The sequence below is a fragment of the Glaciihabitans arcticus genome (genome assembly GCF_004310685.1).
GTDB classification, from domain to species: Bacteria; Actinomycetota; Actinomycetes; order Actinomycetales; family Microbacteriaceae; genus Conyzicola; species Conyzicola arctica.
Window position 1 is genome coordinate 530,403 of record NZ_SISG01000001.1, and the last position, 18,263, is coordinate 548,665.

Annotated in this window: 15 protein-coding genes; 13 read left to right on the top strand and 2 right to left on the bottom strand. The window is 68.0% G+C overall.

Annotated features, from left to right (window positions below; all coding sequences use genetic code 11):
• The first annotated feature begins 20 nt into the window (after positions 1-20).
• Positions 21-563 (top strand): FHA domain-containing protein, encoded by a 543-nt coding sequence (locus EYE40_RS02420; RefSeq protein ID WP_130980450.1) that lies wholly within the window; start codon positions 21-23, stop codon positions 561-563.
• A gap of 91 nt (positions 564-654) precedes the next feature.
• Positions 655-3,534, top strand: a complete 2,880-nt coding sequence (locus EYE40_RS02425; protein ID WP_130980451.1) for an FtsK/SpoIIIE domain-containing protein — start codon at positions 655-657, stop codon at positions 3,532-3,534.
• Here the strand turns inward: EYE40_RS02425 and ald are convergent.
• Positions 3,531-4,646 (bottom strand): alanine dehydrogenase, encoded by a 1,116-nt coding sequence (ald, locus tag EYE40_RS02430; protein WP_130980452.1) that lies wholly within the window; start codon positions 4,644-4,646, stop codon positions 3,531-3,533. The genes EYE40_RS02425 and ald overlap by 4 nt on opposite strands.
• Before the next feature lie 200 nt (positions 4,647-4,846).
• Between ald and EYE40_RS02435 the strand changes: the two genes are divergently transcribed.
• The 5 genes from EYE40_RS02435 to EYE40_RS02455 are packed head-to-tail and all read left to right on the top strand — an operon-like array spanning position 4,847 to position 10,365.
• Positions 4,847-6,052 (top strand): ABC transporter substrate-binding protein, encoded by a 1,206-nt coding sequence (locus EYE40_RS02435; RefSeq protein WP_130980453.1) that lies wholly within the window; start codon positions 4,847-4,849, stop codon positions 6,050-6,052.
• Between the two features lie 24 nt (positions 6,053-6,076).
• Entirely contained in the window at positions 6,077-7,276 is a 1,200-nt protein-coding gene (locus tag EYE40_RS02440; RefSeq protein WP_130980454.1) for an ABC transporter ATP-binding protein, read from the top strand.
• Position 7,277: 1 nt separating this feature from the next.
• Positions 7,278-8,201 carry an ABC transporter permease gene (locus tag EYE40_RS02445; RefSeq protein ID WP_240034682.1) on the top strand — a complete coding sequence of 308 codons (924 nt, stop codon included), beginning with the start codon at positions 7,278-7,280 and terminating at the stop codon, positions 8,199-8,201.
• On the top strand, positions 8,201-9,010 hold the full coding sequence (locus tag EYE40_RS02450; protein ID WP_130980456.1) for an ABC transporter permease: 810 nt from the start codon (positions 8,201-8,203) through the stop codon (positions 9,008-9,010). Before EYE40_RS02445 ends, EYE40_RS02450 begins: the two co-directional genes overlap by 1 nt.
• Positions 9,010-10,365 (top strand): transaminase, encoded by a 1,356-nt coding sequence (locus EYE40_RS02455; protein ID WP_130980457.1) that lies wholly within the window; start codon positions 9,010-9,012, stop codon positions 10,363-10,365. The genes EYE40_RS02450 and EYE40_RS02455 overlap by 1 nt, the downstream gene beginning before the upstream one ends.
• Positions 10,366-10,378: 13 nt before the next feature.
• On the opposite strand, the gene gabT is transcribed toward EYE40_RS02455, so the two are convergent.
• Positions 10,379-11,728 carry a 4-aminobutyrate--2-oxoglutarate transaminase gene (gabT, locus tag EYE40_RS02460; protein ID WP_130980458.1) on the bottom strand — a complete coding sequence of 450 codons (1,350 nt, stop codon included), beginning with the start codon at positions 11,726-11,728 and terminating at the stop codon, positions 10,379-10,381.
• A gap of 45 nt (positions 11,729-11,773) precedes the next feature.
• On the opposite strand from gabT, the gene EYE40_RS02465 reads away from it, so the two are divergent.
• From EYE40_RS02465 to ispG, 6 genes are all read left to right on the top strand, one after another.
• Entirely contained in the window at positions 11,774-12,244 is a 471-nt protein-coding gene (locus tag EYE40_RS02465) for an OsmC family protein (protein ID WP_130980459.1), read from the top strand.
• A gap of 42 nt (positions 12,245-12,286) precedes the next feature.
• Entirely contained in the window at positions 12,287-13,306 is a 1,020-nt protein-coding gene (locus EYE40_RS02470; RefSeq protein ID WP_130980460.1) for a DUF2330 domain-containing protein, read from the top strand.
• A 96-nt stretch (positions 13,307-13,402) separates the two neighbouring features.
• Positions 13,403-14,371: an FKBP-type peptidyl-prolyl cis-trans isomerase gene (locus tag EYE40_RS02475; protein ID WP_130980461.1), complete on the top strand. Its 969-nt coding sequence runs from the start codon at positions 13,403-13,405 to the stop codon at positions 14,369-14,371.
• Positions 14,372-14,389: 18 nt separating this feature from the next.
• Entirely contained in the window at positions 14,390-15,475 is a 1,086-nt protein-coding gene (gene dxr, locus EYE40_RS02480; RefSeq protein WP_130980462.1) for a 1-deoxy-D-xylulose-5-phosphate reductoisomerase, read from the top strand.
• Between the two features lie 56 nt (positions 15,476-15,531).
• Entirely contained in the window at positions 15,532-16,860 is a 1,329-nt protein-coding gene (locus EYE40_RS02485; RefSeq protein WP_130980463.1) for a M50 family metallopeptidase, read from the top strand.
• A 62-nt stretch (positions 16,861-16,922) separates the two neighbouring features.
• Entirely contained in the window at positions 16,923-18,071 is a 1,149-nt protein-coding gene (gene ispG / locus EYE40_RS02490) for a flavodoxin-dependent (E)-4-hydroxy-3-methylbut-2-enyl-diphosphate synthase (RefSeq protein ID WP_130980464.1), read from the top strand.
• Positions 18,072-18,263: the final 192 nt, after the last annotated feature.

The following is an 18,263-nucleotide window of genomic DNA, read 5'->3' on the forward strand; positions in this document are numbered from 1 at the left end:
CAGAGCTACCGCAGGGTGCCATGCTCTGCGGAGTGTGCGGTCGCGCTGTCTCGACGGCTCGCACCGCGGTGGCGCGACCGCCGGTGGCGAAGGTGGCCTCGGCCGTCTCGGTCGCTTCGGTCGCCTCGGTCGCTGAGCCTGTCGAAGCGCCCGCTTTCGAAGCGCCGGCTGTAGACGCGCCCGCCGCCGCGCAACCCGAACCCGAGCCGCCCTTCGCCGAGCCGACGCCGGAACCGATGGCCCGGTTCATCCTGCAATTCAGCACGGGGGAGTCGGTGACCGTCGTCGGCACGGGCATCATCGGGCGCAATCCGGCGCCGGAGCCGGGCGAGTACTTCGACCTGCGCATTCCGATCGTCGACCCCAGCAAGTCGGTTTCGAAGACGCACCTCGAATTCGGGCAGGACGACGGCAACTTCTGGGTCAACGACCGGCACTCGGGCAACGGCACGAGCATCCGCCAGCCGGACGCGCCGCAGGTGCGCTGCGATGCCGGCAAGCGATACCTGGTGCCGCGCGGCGCTCGGGTCGACATCGGTGACCAGTTCTTCATCGTGAGCTGACTTCTCCCTCAGGGTGTGACCGATCGGCCGGCTATGCACCGATCGCTATTCCGTCTCACCGCGCCTCGATCACGTGCTGTTGTCTGGGGAGATGACCTTCGAGAGCCCGCCGCGTATCCCGGCACCGACCCTGCCTGAGACGAGCGCGCCATACACGTTCCCACTCGTCGCGACGCTGGCGCCGGTCGCGCTCAGCGGGGTCGCCTGGTGGCTCACGCAGTCGGTGCTGTCACTCGTGTTCGCCGCGCTCGGTCCGATGATCGCCATCGGCAGCCTGCTCGATGCCCGGCTCCAGTCCCGCCGAAGACGCGGGCGTGAGGGCGCCCGTTTCCGTCGCGAACTCGAGTCCGCGCGGGCCGAGGTTGAGCGGGCGCACGGGGTTGAGCGCGCTCAACGAGAAGCGGAGCACCCTCGCGAACCGCCCGCGCCGCGCTGGACTGAGCTGGGCGACGGGCCGCTGCCGCTACGACTGGGCTCGGGCGTTGTGTCGAGTCCGGTGCGGCTCGAGGGGGTACCGCCCGCGAGCCGGTCGCCCTCGGCGGAGGCGCTGCAGCTTGAACAGCTTCGTCGCTCGAGCGTCGAGCTCGCCGACGCGCCGGTGGTCGCGGATGCCCTTGGCGGCATCGGGGTGGTGGGGCCGCAGCTGGCCGCGGTCGCCCTCGCCCGCTCATTGCTGCTGCAACTTGCCGCGCGGCTCTCACCGGCCGAGTGGCGGCTGGAGGCACGGGGTGGCGGCTGGTCGTGGCTCGAAGCTCTGCCGCACGAGGTTCAGCACGGAGCTACTGCGGCTGAGGGCGCCGTGTTGCGCTGGCTGTCGGCCGAGCGGGTGATCACTGTCTCCCTGGGGCGCGAGCGGAGGGAGCTGCCCGGTGGGCTCGCGACGATCGTCGATCTGGCGGGCGAGGCGATCGGGAATCCGGAGCGGTTCTCGGCCGAGGAGGCCCGCGCTCGTGCGGCGGAGCTCGCCCGGCTGGCCGCCGAGCGCGGGCTGCTGCGATCCGCGGTGCAGATTCCCGACCGGGTCGCCCTCGACGAACTCATACAGCCCACAACAGGGCTCGCCGCGGCCATCGGCAGGGGCAACGACGGTCCCGTCGTGGTCGATCTGGTGCGCGACGGACCGCACGCGATTGTCGGCGGCACTACCGGCAGCGGAAAGAGCGAGTTGCTCATCAGCTGGTTGCTCGCTCTCGCGGACACCCGCTCACCCGATCAGCTGACACTGTTGCTCGTCGACTTCAAGGGAGGCGCTGCTTTCGGTGCGCTGTCCGCGCTGCCGCACTGCGTCGGGCTGGTGACCGACCTCGACGACGACACCGCCGAGCGCGCCCTCGAGAGCCTCGCGGCGGAGCTGCGCTACCGGGAGCGCACCCTCGCCGAGGCAGGCGTGCGCTCGATCGAGCAGCTCCCCGAGCTGCCTCGCCTGGTCATCGTCGTCGACGAGTACGCGGCTGTCGCGCAGGGCCACCCGCACCTGAATGCCCTGTTCTCCGACCTGGCGGCACGCGGACGCTCGCTCGGCATCCACCTGATCCTGTGCACGCAACGGCCATCGGGTGTGGTGCGCGACGCCATCCTCGCCAACAGCGGCCTGCGCATTTCCCTGCGGGTGAACAACCGGTCCGACAGCGCTGCCGTCATCGGTGTGGATGACGCGGCGCTCGTCCCCGCCGCCGCCCGCGGGCGCGCCCTGCTCTCGGCCCACGGCGAGAAGCCGGTCGCGGTGCAGCTCGCCCTCGCTACACCCGCAGACGTGGACTCCGTGCTCGCCGCCTGGCGTTCCCGCGACTGGCGGCCGAGGCGTCCCTGGCGTAATCCGCTCCCCGCGCGGATCGCCCTGCGCGAGCTGCGGTCACTGGCGGAACCCGAGACGGAGTCGGGGCCGGAAACGGCGAAGGGGCTGGAGTCGGCGACCGTTCCGGGGCCGGTGACCGGGCCGGGAATCCCGTTCGGGCTCGCCGACCATCCCGCGGAGCAGGCGCAACCCGTCGCGCGGTGGAACGCCCCCGACCACGGCCACCTGCTCGTGATCGGGGCGGCGGCTTCCGGGCGAAGCACCGCCCTCGACACGATCGCGAGTGGAGCGACGGGCGCCGTGCGGCTGTCGGCGGGGTCGGCCGAAGCCGCCTGGGATGCGGTGACGACCCTCCTCGAACAGGCGCGCGGCGGCGTGCGGGCGCGCGACGTCGAGCACCTGCGCCGCGACGAACAAGCACGCCTCGGAGGATCTGCGCCCACCACTCTGCTCATCGACGACCTCGACGCGCTTCTCGCCCGACTCGGAGAGGATCACCGCGCCGAGTTGGTCGACAGGCTGTGCGCGCTGCTGCGGGAGGGGTCGGCCTCCGGCATCCGGATCGCGATTGCGCTGCAGCGGACCACCGGATCGCTCGGATCCGTCGCGGCGCTGGCCGGCTCCCGACTGCTGTTGAGACTGCCCGACCGGCAGGAACACGTGCTTGCAGGCGGCACCGGTGAGACCTATCGCGATCGGCTGCCACCCGGCGCCGGACTCTGGCAGGGACACCGGGTGCAGGTGGCGATGGGCGAGCCGAGGGAACCGGATGCCCGGGAGCGGATCCAGCGCTTCGATCCCGCCGAACATCCCATGTTCGCGGTGGTCGCCGCGCGACCCGACGATACGGCCCGCCGGCTGGTAGCCGCCGGAGTCGACCCCGGATCGATCACGCGAGACGGTTCTGCGCTCAACCCTGGACAGACGACAGGGCTTACGGTCGGCGCGGGCGAGCGGCGGGTGCTCCTCGCGGATTCCGAGACCTGGCAGTCACACTGGGGTGCGATCTCGACTCTGCGCGGGCGGGTGCCGATCCTGTTCGACGGCTGCAGTCTCGCCGACTACCGGTCGCTCACCCGCGAGCGGGAGCTGCCGCCGCCCCTGCGAACCGGCACAGCGCAGCTCTGGCTGCTCACCCCCGAAGGGAGCGTGCGACGTGCAGAACTGGGTATTTAGGCGAGCACGTTCGCGAGCGACACGTGCTCGAGCCCGTGCGCCACCGCAACAGCCTCGTTGACGACCTGCCCGGCATGGGTGTTGAGTCCGAGGGCGAGAGCCGCATCCGCTCGCAGGGCCGCCTTCCAGCCTTGGTTGGCAAGCGCGCGCACGTACGGCATGGTCGCATTCGTGAGCGCGTAGGTCGAGGTATTGGGCACGGCGCCCGGCATGTTGGCCACGCAATAAAACAGCGAGCCGTGCACCGTGAACGTCGGATCCGCGTGGGTTGTCGGCCGGGAATCGGCGAAACAGCCGCCCTGGTCCACCGCGATGTCGACGAGAACGCTGCCTGGCTTCATGCGCGACACAAGTTCGTTGCTCACAAGCTTGGGTGCCTTGGCGCCGGGAACCAGCACCGAGCCGATCACCATGTCCGCGTCGAGGCAGGCGCGCTCGATCTCGAAGCCGTTCGAGGCCACCGTGCGCACCCGTCCCGCGTACAGGGCGTCCAGTTCGCGCAAGCGCTGCAGGTTGGTGTCGAGCACTACTACATCCGCGCCGAGGCCGACGGCCACGGAGACCGCGTTGGTGCCGGCGACGCCGCCGCCCAGAACCACGATCTTTGCGGGATAGGTTCCGGGAACCCCGGGCACGAGGAGGCCGGGGCCGCCGTAGGGCTTGAGCATCGCGTTGGCGCCGACGATCGGGGCGAGCCGTCCGGCCACCTCGCTCATCGGGGCGAGCAGCGGCAGCGCGCGGTTCGGCAGCTGCACCGTCTCATAGGCGATACCCGTCACGCGGGACGAGATGAGGGCGGCCGTGAGTTCCGCTTCCGCAGCAAGATGCAGGTAGGTGAAGAGCAGTAGGTCGTCGCGCAGGTAGCCGTACTCCGCGGCGATCGGCTCCTTGACCTTGAGCAGCATGTCGGCGGCGGCCCAGGTGCTCGCGGCGTCCGGCGAGATGGTGGCACCGGCCTCGACATAGGCCGCATCGCTGATGGATGACCCGAGTCCCGCACCCGTCTCGACGAGTACTTCGTGCCCGTGGGCCACGAGGTCATGCACCCCCGCGGGGGTGATGGCGACGCGGAATTCGTTGTTCTTGATCTCTTTCGGAACGGCGACCTTCATGGCTCTCAGCGTAGCGGCGCGACACCACGGATTCCGCACAATTAAGCGGCGTTCTTGTGCCGATTTCGTGACATTCTTGTTACAGGGTCGTCGTTTTGCTCGGTTTTTCTCGTGCGGCCGCCCCTCCGTGTGCAAGTATCGATCAACACCTAGCCACGTCGAGGCCCGAGGGCCGCGAATTGATCGTTGAGGAGCCCACAATGAGCCGTGCACTTCCCGAAGACCCGCTGATTCGTAGCCTCGTTCTGCAGGCCCGCAAGGCCCAGGTGTCCCGCCGCACGATGCTCGCCGGATCCGGTGGTCTTGCCGCAGCGCTCGCCCTCGCCGCGTGTGCTCCCACCACCGAGGCCCCGAAGCCCGCGAAGGACAACTCGGCCACCGACAAGACGCTCAAGTGGTCGAACTGGCCCGGCTACATGGACGAGGACGACGACAAGAACTACCCGACGCTGATGCGCTTCGAGCAGGAGTCGGGCATCAAGGTCACCTACAACGTCGACGTCGACGACAACAACTCTTACTACGCGAAGGTGCGCGACCAGCTCGCCCTCGGCCAGGACATCGGTGCCGACACCGTGTGCCTCACCGACTGGATGGTCTCGCGCCTGATCCGACTCGGCTACACGCAGGAGCTCGACCACGCCAACATCCCGAACCTGGCCAACCTGAGCCCGAGCCTGCAGGACCCGGACTTCGACCCGGGCCGTGCCAACTCGCTGCCGTGGCAGGGTGGCTTCGCGGGCTTGTGTTGGAACAAGGAGAAGCTGCCGAACGGCCTCAAGAGCGTGAGCGACCTGTGGGCGCCCGAGCTCAAGGGCAAAGTCGGCGTGCTCTCCGAGATGCGCGACACGATGGGCCTCATCATGCTGCAGGAGGGCATCGACATCTCCGGTGATTTCACCGCCGCAGACTTCACGAAGGCGATCGACGTGTTCCGCGAGCAGGTCGAGAGCGGCCAGATCCGCAACGTCAAGGGCAACTCCTACGTCGACGACCTCGCCAACGGCGACACCATCGCCGCGATCGTCTGGTCGGGCGACGTGACCCTCGTCAACGGTGAGGCCGGCGACAAGTTCGGCTTCGTGATCCCCGACGCCGGCGGCACCATCTGGAACGACAACTTCGTTGTACCGATCGGATCCCCGCGCAAGGCGAACGCCGAAAAGCTCATGAACTACTACTACGAGCCAGAGGTCGCCGCAGAGGTCGCCGCGTGGGTCAACTACATCACGCCGGTTGAGGGAGCCAGGGAGGCCGCGGAGGCGATCGACCCAGAACTCGCCGAGAACCAGCTCATCTTCCCCAACGAGGAGACCCTCTCGACCGTGAAGATGTTCCGCACGCTCACCGGCGCTGAGGAGAACGACTTCCAGGCCCAGTTCCAGGGCGTTCTGCTCGGCGCGTAGCGCCGGCGATAAGGAGTACGAACAGTGACGCAAGGCAGTTTCGCCGAGGCCGGCGCAGACCTCGAACTCGTGGGAATCAGCAAGCGTTTCCCCGGCTTCACCGCCATCGAGGACCTCAACCTGACCATTCCGGCGGGCTCCTTCTTCGCCCTGCTCGGCCCGTCCGGCTGCGGCAAGACGACGACGCTTCGGCTTGTCGCCGGCCTCGAGGATGCGTCCGAGGGGCGCATCCTCATCGGAGGCAAGGACGTCACCCACACCAAGTCGTACAAGCGCCCCGTCAACACGGTATTCCAGAGCTACGCGCTCTTCCCGCACATGACCATCCTCGAGAACGTGGCCTTCGGCCTCAAGCGTCGCAGGATCTCGGACGCCATCCCGAGGGCACACGAGGCTCTCAAGCTCGTCGAGCTCGACCACCTCGCGCAGCGCAAGCCGCAGCAGCTGTCCGGCGGGCAGCAGCAGCGGGTTGCACTCGCGCGCGCCGTGGTGAACCGACCCGCCCTGCTGCTGCTCGACGAGCCGCTCGGCGCCCTCGACCTCAAGCTCCGTCGCCAGATGCAGCTCGAGCTCAAGGACATCCAGCAGGATGTCGGACTCACCTTCCTGCATGTCACGCACGACCAGGAGGAGGCCATGACCATGGCCGACACCGTCGCGGTGATGAACAAGGGCCGCATCGAGCAGATGGGTGCCCCCGAGGAGTTGTACGAGCTGCCGAAGACGGCCTTCGTCGCCAATTTTCTCGGCCAGTCGAACCTCTTCACCGGACACGTGACCTCGACGAGTGCGTCATCCATGATCGTCGACATCGCGGGCCGCAAGATCGAGGTGCCGCGCGAGCGAGCGCAGCGTCACGCCGGCGAGGTGACGATCGGCGTGCGCCCCGAGAAACTCATGCTGCACACGTCGGCGCCCAAGGCGAAGGCCGGCAGTAACATCGTCGGTCCCGGTCGCGTCACCGACGTCTCGTTCAGCGGGGTGAGCACGCAGTACCAGGTATCCGTTCCCGGCCTCGGCTCGCTCGTCGTCTTCGCGCAGAACATGGTCTTCGGTCCGGTCGTCACCGCCGGCGCCGAGGTCTGGCTGACCTGGACCACCGACCACGGTTTTGGCCTAGCCGACGACCCGGCCGATGGCGCGCGCTTCGTCGAAGACACCGACACCCAGGCTCTCGCGACTCAGAAGCGCGAGAAGCTCGAGGCGGAACTGGAAGGCGCGTAGCGTGGCATTCGGAGCCTTCGGTTCGACAGCGACCTCGGCCGTACCGGTCGAGCCTGCGGTTCGCCGCCGCAGCCCCGTTGCGCTGTTCCTGCTGCTGCCCGGAATCCTCTACCTCGCGCTGTTCTTCCTGGCGCCGCTGTTCTCACTGATCCTCACCTCGCTGCAGCAGCCGTCGCTCACCGGCGACATCGGCGCGTACGAGACCGCGTTCCGCTGGGAGAACTACACGACGGTCATCACCCAGTACGGCGAGCACATCGTGCGCTCGTTCAGTTACGCGGCGATAGCGACGATCGCGGCCCTGCTGTTCAGCTACCCGCTCGCCTACTTCATCGGCGTCAAGCTGCGGCCGTTCCCGCTGATGCAGGCGCTGGCCCTGACACTCGTGATCGCGCCGTTCTTCATCAGCTTCCTGCTGCGCACGCTGGCCTGGAAGCAGATCCTCTCCGACGACGGCTTCTTCGTGACGAGCCTCAAAGCCGTGTCGCTGATGGCTCCGGATGCCCACATCACCGGTGAGCCGATCGCCGTGATCTTCGGACTCACCTACAACTTCATCCCGTTCATGACGCTGCCGATCTACACGAGTCTCGAGAAGCTCGACCTGCGCTACGTGGAAGCCGGCAACGACCTCTACGCCAGCCCCGCCCGCACGTTCTTCGCGATCACGCTCCCGCTCTCGGCGCCCGGTGTGATCTCGGGCATGCTGCTCACCTTTATCCCGGCCGCCGGCGACTACGTCAACGCCAGCCGGGACTTCCTCGGCAGTACCGAGACGCCCATGATCGGAAACGTGATCGAGGCGAACTTCCTTGTGCTGCAGAACTATCCGGCGGCCGCCGCACTCTCGATCGTGCTGATGGCGACGATCCTCGTGCTCGTCGCGATCTACGTGAAGCGCAGCGGAACAGAGGAGCTGATCTGATGGCACCGGTCACCCGCTGGTTCGGCAAGTACGCGCTGTGGATCTACAGCACCATCGCGTTCGTGTTCCTGCTCATCCCGATCGCGTACACGATTGCGTTCTCGTTCAACGACTCCCGCCGCTCGAACATCGCCTGGCGCGGGTTCACCCTCGACAACTGGCTCGGCATCTGCGACGCGCAGGGCGTGTGCGAGGCGTTCGGCAACAGCATCGTCGTCGGTCTCTCCGCGACCGTGCTCGCGACCGTGCTCGGCACGATGATCGCGATCGCCCTCGTGCGCTTCCGGTTCCCGTTCCGCAACGCCACGAGCCTGCTGCTGTTCCTGCCGATGGCGACGCCCGAGGTTGTGCTCGGAGCGGGCCTCGCCGCCGAGTTCCTGACCGCGGGGGTGCAGAAGGGCGCGCTCACCGTCATCCTCGCGCACACGATGTTCTGCATCAGCTTCGTCGTCGTCACGGTGCGAGCGCGCGTTGCGAGCCTCGACCCGGCGCTCGAGGAGGCCGGTCGCGACCTGTACGCCTCGCCCAGCCAGGTCTTCGTGCGGGTCACGCTGCCGCTGCTGATGCCCGGCATCATCGCCGCTGCACTGCTCAGTTTCGCGCTCAGCTTCGACGACTTCATCATCACGAACTTCAACTCGGGCGCGTACGTGACGTTCCCGAAGTTCGTCTACACGGCGGCCGCTCGCGGCATTCCGGCCGAGGCCAACGTGATCGCCTCCGCGGTGTTCTTCATCGCGATCATCTTCGTTGTCGTCTCGCAGCTGAGCGCCGCGGCCCGCCGCAAGCGGCTCGCGCTGCAGGGCTGATGGGCTACGAGAACAGAGAGCGGCTCACCGCGCTCTGGGCGAGCGAGGTCGAGTTGTACCGCGCCGCGCGACCGCGGTCCGAGGCGTTGTGGCGTGCGGCCCTCCCGTCGATGCCCGACGGGGTGCCCATGCTCTGGATGGCCAAGTGGCCCGGTCCCTGGCCGGTTTATGTGGATGACGCCCGCGGAGCCCACTTCTCCTGCGTCGACGGCTTGGATCACGTCGACCTGTGCCTCGGCGACACCGGTGCCATGTGCGGTCACGCGCCGCCCGCGTCCGTCGCGGCGATCGCCGAGCAGCTCGGCCGCGGCTCGACCTACATGCTGCCCACGGCCGACGCAGCGATCGCGGCCGGACTTCTCGCCGACCGCTTCGGGCTGCCGTCCTGGCAGTTCTCGCTCTCCGCGACCGACGCCAACCGCAGCCTGATCCGCTACGCGCGGCACGTGACGGAGCGCCCGAAGATCCTCGTGATCGACCACTGTTACCACGGCTCCGTCGACGAGGCCTTCGCGACCCTCGACGAGACCGGCGCGGTCGTCGAACGCCGCGGCAACATCGGCCCACCCGTTCCACCCGCCGCCACGACGGTGGTCGTCCCGTTCAATGACGTTCCGGCGCTCGAGCGCGCGCTGCGCGAGCTCGACGTCGCAGCGGTGCTCATCGAGCCCGCCATGACCAACATCGGCATCGTGCTTCCGGCCCCCGGCTGGCACGACGCGCTCCGTGCGCTCTGCGACGAGACCGGCACGATCCTGATCATCGACGAGACGCACACGCTCTGTGCGGGGCCGGGCGGCATGACGCAGCGTGACAACCTGCGACCGGATGCCGTGGTCGTCGGCAAAACGATCGGCGGTGGCATCCCGGCCGGTGCCCACGGCATGACCGAGGAGTTCGCGGCTCGCGTGCGGTCCAGCCTTGAGCTCGAAGACATCGATGTCGGGGGAGTCGGCGGCACCCTGGCCGGCAACGCGGCCTCGATGGCCGGAATCCGTGCCACCCTCGGCGAGGTGCTGACCGCCGAGGTCTACCCCGCGATGATCGAGCGCGCGACCGAGTGGACCGCGGGAGTGCAGGCGGCCCTCGACGAGTTCGGGGTGCCGTGGCAGGTCACGCAACTCGGCGCGCGAGCCGAGTACAGTTTTCGCGCCACCCCGCCCAGGGACGGCACGGAGGCGGCCGACGCGGACGACTTCGAACTGCAGCAGTACCTGCACCTGCACGCACTCAACCGCGGCATTCTCATCACGCCGTTCCACAACATGGCGCTCATGTGCCCCGACACCACGTCCGCCGACGTCGAGCGGCACACGCTCGCGTTCCGCGAGGCGGTTGCGAGCCTGTACTCGTGAAAGGTCCTGGCGCCTAGAGGCTCGCGAACGCGTCGTCGAGCACGGTGAGCGCATCCCGAAGCTGCTCCTCGGTGATGGCGAGGCTCGGCAGGAAGCGGATCACGTTGCCGAGCGTGCCCGCACTCAGCAGCAGCACACCATTCTGCGCCGCGTAGGCCGTGATCGCGGAGACCGCTGCGGCGTTGGGCTCGATACCACCGGGCTGCACGAGTTCGATCGCGAGCATCGCGCCGATGCCGCGCACGTCGCCGATGATCGGGTACTTGAGGGCGAGCGCGTGCAGCGCGGGCTTGAGTATGCCCTCGATTCGGGCACCCTCCGCGAGCAGGCCGCGCGACTCGATCTCCGCGAAGACCGCGATGGCCGCCTCGGCCGCGACCGGGTTGCCGGCGAACGTGCCGCCGAGCCCACCGGGGTGCGAGGCATCCATGATCTCTGAACGGCCGGTGACGGCCGCGATCGGCAGGCCGCCGGCGATTCCCTTCGCCGTGAGGATGACGTCGGGCACCACCCCGAAGTGCTCGGAGGCGTACCACGCGCCCGTGCGTGCCATGCCGCTCTGGATCTCATCCGCGATGAACACCACGCCGTTCGCCGTGCACCACTCCTGCAGCGCGGCGAGGTAGCCCTCCGCGGGAACGACGAAGCCGCCCTCGCCCTGGATCGGCTCGGCCACCACGCATGCGAGGTCGCTCGCTCCGACCGACTTCTCGAGGTAGGTGATGGTGCGTGCGGCGGCATCCTTGCCGCTCAGTCCGTCACGGAACGGGTAGGAGTTCGGGGCGTGGTGCACCTCGCTCGCGAAGGGGCCGAAACCGAGCTTGTAGGGCATGGCCTTGAACGTCATCGCCATGGTCAGGTTGGTGCGCCCGTGGTACGCATGGTCGAGCACGGCAACTCCCGTGCGACCGGTGTACTTGCGGGCGATCTTGACGGCGTTCTCGACGGCCTCGGCGCCCGAGTTGAGCAGCACCGTCTTCTTCGGGAAGTCGCCCGGCGTGTGTTCGGAGAGCAGCTCGGCGACGCGCACGTACGATTCGTAGCCGGTGATCGTGAACATCGCATGGGTGACGCGGCCGAGCTGGGCGGTGGCCGCCTCGATGACCGCCTCGTTGGTGTGACCGATGGTCATCACGCCGATGCCCGACCCGAGGTCGATGAACTGGTTGCCGTCGACGTCGACGACAATCGCGCCGTGCGCACGCTCGACGTAGACGGGCAGGGCCGAGGAGACTCCGACCGGCACAACCGCCGCTCTGCGTGCCTGCAGCGCGATCGACTTCGGGCCGGGAATGGCGGTCAGAATGCGGCGTTCCGGAGTGATCTCGGAACCGAGTGCGGCAGCGGCGATGATGTCAGTCATGGTGGAATAACTGTACCGATTGCCCGCACGAATGAAGAGGCCCCGATGCAGCTCGACCACCATTTCGCCGTCGCCGTCGAGTGGGCCGGCAATCGCGGCACCGGAACAAGCGACTATCGCGCCTACGGCCGCGAGACGACGGTCTCCGCTGCGGGCAAGCTCTCCATCGACGGCTCGGCCGCGCGCGTGTTTCACGGCAACGCCGACCGCTGGAATCCGGAGGAGCTGCTCATCGCCGCCCTCAGCGAGTGCCACCTGCTCAGCTACCTCCACGTCGCGGCCTCCAATGGGGTCGTCGTCGTCGACTATCGGGATGACGCCACGGGAACGATGCAGCAGACCGCAGACGGTGGGGGACACTTCACGAGCGTCACGCTGCGCCCCCGCGTGACGATCTCAGTCGGCGACCCGGAGCTCGCCCGCGAATTGCACGCAAAGGCCAGCGCCCTCTGCTTCATCGCCAACTCGGTCAACTTTCCCGTGCTGCATGAACCGGAAATCCTCGTCAGCGGCTGAGAGCCGCGCGGTCGCCCCGCCCCGGTGTGGCACCATGGCTAGGTGCGACGTATCTGGGCCGTAGGTTTCCTCACCCTCGTGCTCGTGGGACTGCAGGCCGCAGCCCCCGCGAGCGCCTGTGGGTGTGGTGGTCTCGCGACCCAGCCGGACGCCGAGATCTCGGTCAGCGGAGAGCGTGCGGTCGTCTCCTGGGACGGCGAGACCGAGCAGATCGACCTGATGCTCGACCTGGTCTCGAAGACCGATGCGGCCGCGATCGTCATCCCGACCCCCACGCCGGCCACCGTCACCGCGGGTGACAGCGCACTGTTCGAGACCCTCGAAGAGACCATTCGCCCCCGTCCCGTCTACGCCGACGACTGGTGGGGCTTCGGCACCGGACGCGATGGCGCACCCGCCCTGCCGAGTGTCACGGTGCTCGACCGGGTCGAGATCGGACCGCTCGAAGCTGTCACGCTGGCTGCCACGAACTCCCGCGGGCTGTCCACCTGGCTGAACTCGAACGGTTTTGCGCTATCGCCCGCAACGTCAAAGGTGCTGAACCGGTACATCAAGGAGAAGTGGTCGTTCGTCGCCGTTCGGATCGCCAACGACGTGCCGCTCTCCGGCTCGGTCGATCCGATCCGCCTCACTTTCGACACGACCCGTTTCGTCTACCCGATGCGCCTCTCGCAGGGCGCGGAGACGCCGCAGGCGCTGCGCCTGTACATCCTCGACAAGGAGCGGGTCGACGTCACGAAGGCCGCAGAGGGCGCGGCGGCGGGGCCGCTCAACGCCGGCCGCAAGACGGTCTGGGCCGGGGACGTGACCGACCCCGCGCTGACCGATCGCGGCACCTATCTCACCGTCGTCGACCTGCGCTACGAGGTGCCGGCCATCCAGGTGACTACCGACATCGCAATCGTGCCGGCCGGAACGGCGGAGAACGTCATCCCGACCCGCGAAGTCGTTCGTCTGGTGAGCGTGCTCGGTGTTCCACTCGGCAGTCTCATCGTCGGCTGGGCGGTGATCGGGCTGCTCATCCTGCTCGGCGCGCTCGTCGCACGAACCCGAACCCGCTAGCAGCCCGACCCGCACAGAGCCAGCGTGCACCGTTTGCACAGCCAGCATCGGCCAGAATGTCCTGAGTCCTCCCACCAACAAAACGAAGGGTGCGTCGTGCGCACTGCAGTAGCCCTCATAGCCGCCGCCAGCCTGGCTCTGTCCCTCGCCGCGTGCTCGCCCGCCTCGAACCAGTCCACCAACGACACCGCGTCGGCCGACTGCACGACCACGAAATCCGGCGCGATCTCCGACGCGGTCAAGGTCGAGGGCGACTTCGGCACGGCCCCCAAGGTCACCGTGGATGGACCGCTCACCCTGAGCACGACCGAGCGCACCGTCGTCATCGAGGGTGATGGAGCCGTCGCGACCGACGGCGCCGAGATCACCGTCGATTTCCAGCTGCTCAACGCCACCACCGGCGAGGTTGTCACCTCGACCGAGTACAAGAAGGGCGAGGAGGCGGCCCTGGCCGTCGACGACGAGCTCTTCCTGAGCGGTCTTGTCAAGACGATCCAGTGCTCGACGGTCGGCTCGCGCGTGGTCGGCGTCATCCCGCCCGCAGATTCCTGGGGCGAGGGCAACACCGAGCAGGCCAGCCAGGTCGGCAGCGAGGTGGATGACGCACTCGTCTTCGTCGTCGACATCGTGGGAATCACCCCGCCGCTCGAGGTCGTCGACTATAAGGACCTCGAGAACGCCCCCAAGGTCACCTTCGCCGATGACGGCGAGCCCACGGTCACGATCCCCGAGACCGACCCACCCGTTGTCACCGAGATCGGTCTGATCTCGAAGGGCGACGGCGAGGTCGTCGGCAAGAACGCCGACGTATCCGTGCACTACCGCGGAATCAACTGGAACACCGGCGAGATCTTCGACGAAAGCTACGCACGCGGCGAACCGACCGACTTCAACACCGGTGGGGTCGTCCCGGGCTTCGGTGCGGCCATCGAGGGCCAGACCGTCGGCTCGCGCCTCGTCGCAATCATCGCCCCGAAGGACGGCTACGGCAGCGCCGGAAACGGTGAGGCCATCGGCGGCACCGATACCCTCGTCTTCGTGATCGAGATCGTCTCCGTCAAGTAGCCCATCCCAGGGAGCACCATGCGTCGCGTCATCATCCTCGGCTCCACCGGGTCGATCGGCGTGCAGGCGCTCGACGTGATCGCCGCCAACCGCGACCGGTTCGAGGTCGTGGGTCTTGCGGCGGGAACGAACGGTGCGCTCGTCGCCGAGCAGGCGGCTGCGTTCGGCGTGACCGAGACTGCCCTGGGGGCGGATGACGCAGCGCGCCTCGTACGCTCCGTCGACGCCGACGTTGTGCTGAACGGCATCACCGGCTCGGTCGGCCTCGGCCCCACCCTCGCCGCGCTCGAGACCGGAAAGACCCTCGCGCTCGCGAACAAGGAGAGCCTGATCGTCGGCGGTGAGCTCGTCACGGGTATCGCCGCACCCGGCCAGATCGTGCCGGTCGACTCCGAGCACTCGGCCATCGCACAGGCGCTGCGCTCAGGCACGGCCGGGGAGGTGCGTCGCCTCGTGCTGACCGCATCCGGCGGTCCGTTCCGCGGTCGCTCGCGCGAGTCGCTGCGCGATGTCACGCCGCGGGAGGCCCTCGCGCATCCCACCTGGGACATGGGGCTCGTCGTCACCACGAACTCCTCGACGCTCGTGAACAAGGGACTCGAGGTGATCGAGGCCCACTACCTCTTCGACGTCACCTACGAGAACATCGACGTGACCGTGCACCCGCAGTCGATCGTGCACTCGATGGTCGAGTTCACCGACGGATCGACCCTCGCCCAGGCCAGCCCGCCCGACATGCGGCTGCCGATCTCCCTGGGTCTGGACTGGCCGAACCGGGTGCCCGGCGTGGGCGCCCCGCTCGACTGGACGACAGCGAGCGAGTGGACCTTCGCGCCACTCGACGAGGAGGCGTTCCCGGCCGTCGCTCTCGCGAAGCGGGTCGGTGTGCAGGGCGGCACGTTCCCCGCTGTCTTCAACGCCTCGAACGAGCAGGCCGTGCTCGCCTTCCACGCGGGAGCCATCGGCTATCTCGACATCCTCGACGTGGTCGAGCGCACCGTTGACGCGCACAGCACGGGGGAGTTGAGCCTCGCGGGCGTGCTCGACGCCGAGCGCTGGGCGCGTGCGTTCGCGGATGACACGATCGGCTCCCTCGCGCGCTGATCCGGCGCCTCCGGGCATGCAGCGGATTCGAGGTTTCGCGCCACTAGTGTGAGCAGGTGGAAACCGTTCTGCTCTATATCCTCGGCATTCTGGTCGTCGTCGTGGGCCTCGCCCTGTCCATCGGGCTGCACGAGGTCGGGCACCTGCTTCCCGCCAAATTGTTCGGCGTTCGGGTCGGTCAGTACATGATCGGCTTCGGCCCGACCCTGTGGTCGAAGAAGTTCGGCGAGACCGAGTACGGCTTCAAGGCGATCCCGATGGGCGGCTACATCTCCATGGCGGGCATGTACCCGCCGGCCAGGGGTGAGACCGAGAGCCGCGAGTCGAGCACCGGCTTCTTCCAGACCCTGATGCAGGATGCCCGCACCGCGAGTGAGAGCACCATCGAGCCCGGTCACGAGGAGCGCGTGTTCTGGAAGCTCCCCGTCTGGAAACGCATCGTCATCATGCTCGGCGGCCCGACCACGAACCTCATCATCGGGCTCGTTCTCTACGCGATCCTGCTGTGCGGTTTCGGAATCCCGCAGGCCAGCTCGACGATCGGCACGGTCAACGAGTGCCTGGTCCCCGCCTCGCAGGAGGTCAAGGAGTGCACGGATGACGCCGAGCCCGCTCCGGCCAATGCCGCCGGCCTGCTGCCCGGTGACAAGCTGGTCAGCATCGACGGCGTGGCCGTCACCAAGGCGGCCGAGGCTTCACCGATCATCAACGCTTCGGCGGGCCAGGAGCTCGCCCTCGGCATCGAACGTGACGGCAAGACACTCACCATCGAGGCCACGCCGCGGCTCACCGAGAAGTACGTGCAGGCCGAGGACGGCTCGATCGCCGAGGATGAGAACGGCGACCCGCTCGTCGAGACCGTCGGTATTCTCGGCATCACCTTCGCCAATGAGATCGCCCAGCAGCCCGCCAGCGCGGTGCTCCCGGCGGTTGGCGACAACATCAGCCGGGTATTCCACCTCATCCTCAACCTGCCGCAGCGCCTTATCGACGTCGTGAACGCCGCCTTCGGCCCCGAGGAACGCGACCCGAACGGTCCGATCAGCGTCGTGGGCGTCGGGCGTATCGCGGGCGAGATCACGAGTCTCAACACCGTTCCGGTCGCCGAGCGCGCCGCGGCTCTTGTGCAGCTCATCGCCTCGCTGAATATCGCGCTGTTCGTCTTCAATCTCGTCCCCCTGATGCCGCTCGACGGCGGGCACGTCGCGGGTGCGCTGTGGGAGGCGATCCGGCGCTTCTTCGCGAAGCTGTTCCGCCGGCCCGATCCGGGGCCGGTCGACATCGCGCGCTTCATTCCGCTGACGCTCGCCGTGGTCATTCTGCTGGGCGGGATGTCCCTGCTCCTGATCTACGCCGACATCGTCAAACCGATCTCGCTGCTCTAGCGCTCCCTACGTGTTCAGCGCGGGGCCAGCGGGCGCCCAGCCGCGACCGGTAAACTCGGTGCGTGCCTGCAATCAACCTGGGTCTGCCGAAAGCTCCCGAAACACTGACCCCTCGCCGTAAGACGCGCCAGATCTCCGTGGGGAAGGTGGGCGTCGGCAGCGAGTCGCAGGTGAGCGTGCAGTCGATGACCACGACGCAGACCACCAACATCAACGCGACGCTGCAGCAGATCGCCGAACTCACCGCCACCGGCTGTGATATCGTGCGCGTTGCCGTGCCGCACCAGGATGACGCCGACGTGCTGCACATCATCGCGTCGAAGAGCCAGATCCCGGTTATCGCCGACATCCACTTCCAGCCGCGCTACGTGTACACGGCCATCGACGCCGGTGTCGGCGCGGTGCGCGTGAACCCCGGCAACATCCGCAAGTTCGACGACCAGGTCGGCAAGATCGCCGCCGCCGCCAAGGCAGCCGGCGTCTCGATCCGCATCGGCGTCAATGCAGGATCGCTCGAGCCCAGCCTGCTGCAGAAGTACGGCAAGGCCACGCCCGAGGCGCTCGTGGAGAGCGCCGTCTGGGAGGCATCGCTGTTCGAGGAGCACGACTTCCACGACTTCAAGATCTCGGTCAAGCACAACGACCCCGTCACCATGGTGCGCGCCTACCGGCTGCTCGCCGAGCGCGGCGACTGGCCCCTGCACCTCGGTGTGACCGAGGCCGGCCCCGAGTTCCAGGGCACGATCAAGAGCGCCACCGCATTCGGTGTGCTGCTGGGGGAGGGCATCGGCGACACCATTCGTGTTTCGCTCTCCGCCCCGCCCGCCCAGGAGGTCAAAGTCGGACTGCAGATCCTCCAGTCGCTGGGCCTCCGCGAGCGCAAGCTCGAGATCGTCTCCTGCCCGAGCTGTGGCCGCGCCCAGGTCGACGTCTACCAGCTCGCCAACGATGTCACCGCGGGTCTCGAGAAGATGACTGTGCCGTTGCGCGTCGCGGTCATGGGCTGCGTCGTCAACGGTCCCGGCGAGGCGCGTGAGGCCGACCTCGGCGTGGCATCCGGCAATGGTCGAGGACAGATCTTCGTCAAGGGCGAGGTCATCAAGACGGTGCCCGAGTCCGAGATCGTCGCCACCCTCATCGAAGAGGCCAACCGTCTCGCGGCCGAGATGCCGGCGAGCGCGACGGGTTCGCCCGTCGTCACCACCTCGTAGGTTCCGGAGCCTCCGCGAGGAGATTTTTCCGGACCCCTTCGTCGTGCCCGCGACCCGAAGGTGGCGCGCGGATCGGACCTTCTCGGGCGGGCCGATGTCCGTTTCGGACACAGTCGGGCGCAAGCGGATTCAATCGGAAAGGTCCGGCGTGATCCGGCTCCGAACATCGGTATTCGGGCCAACGCGAGCGTC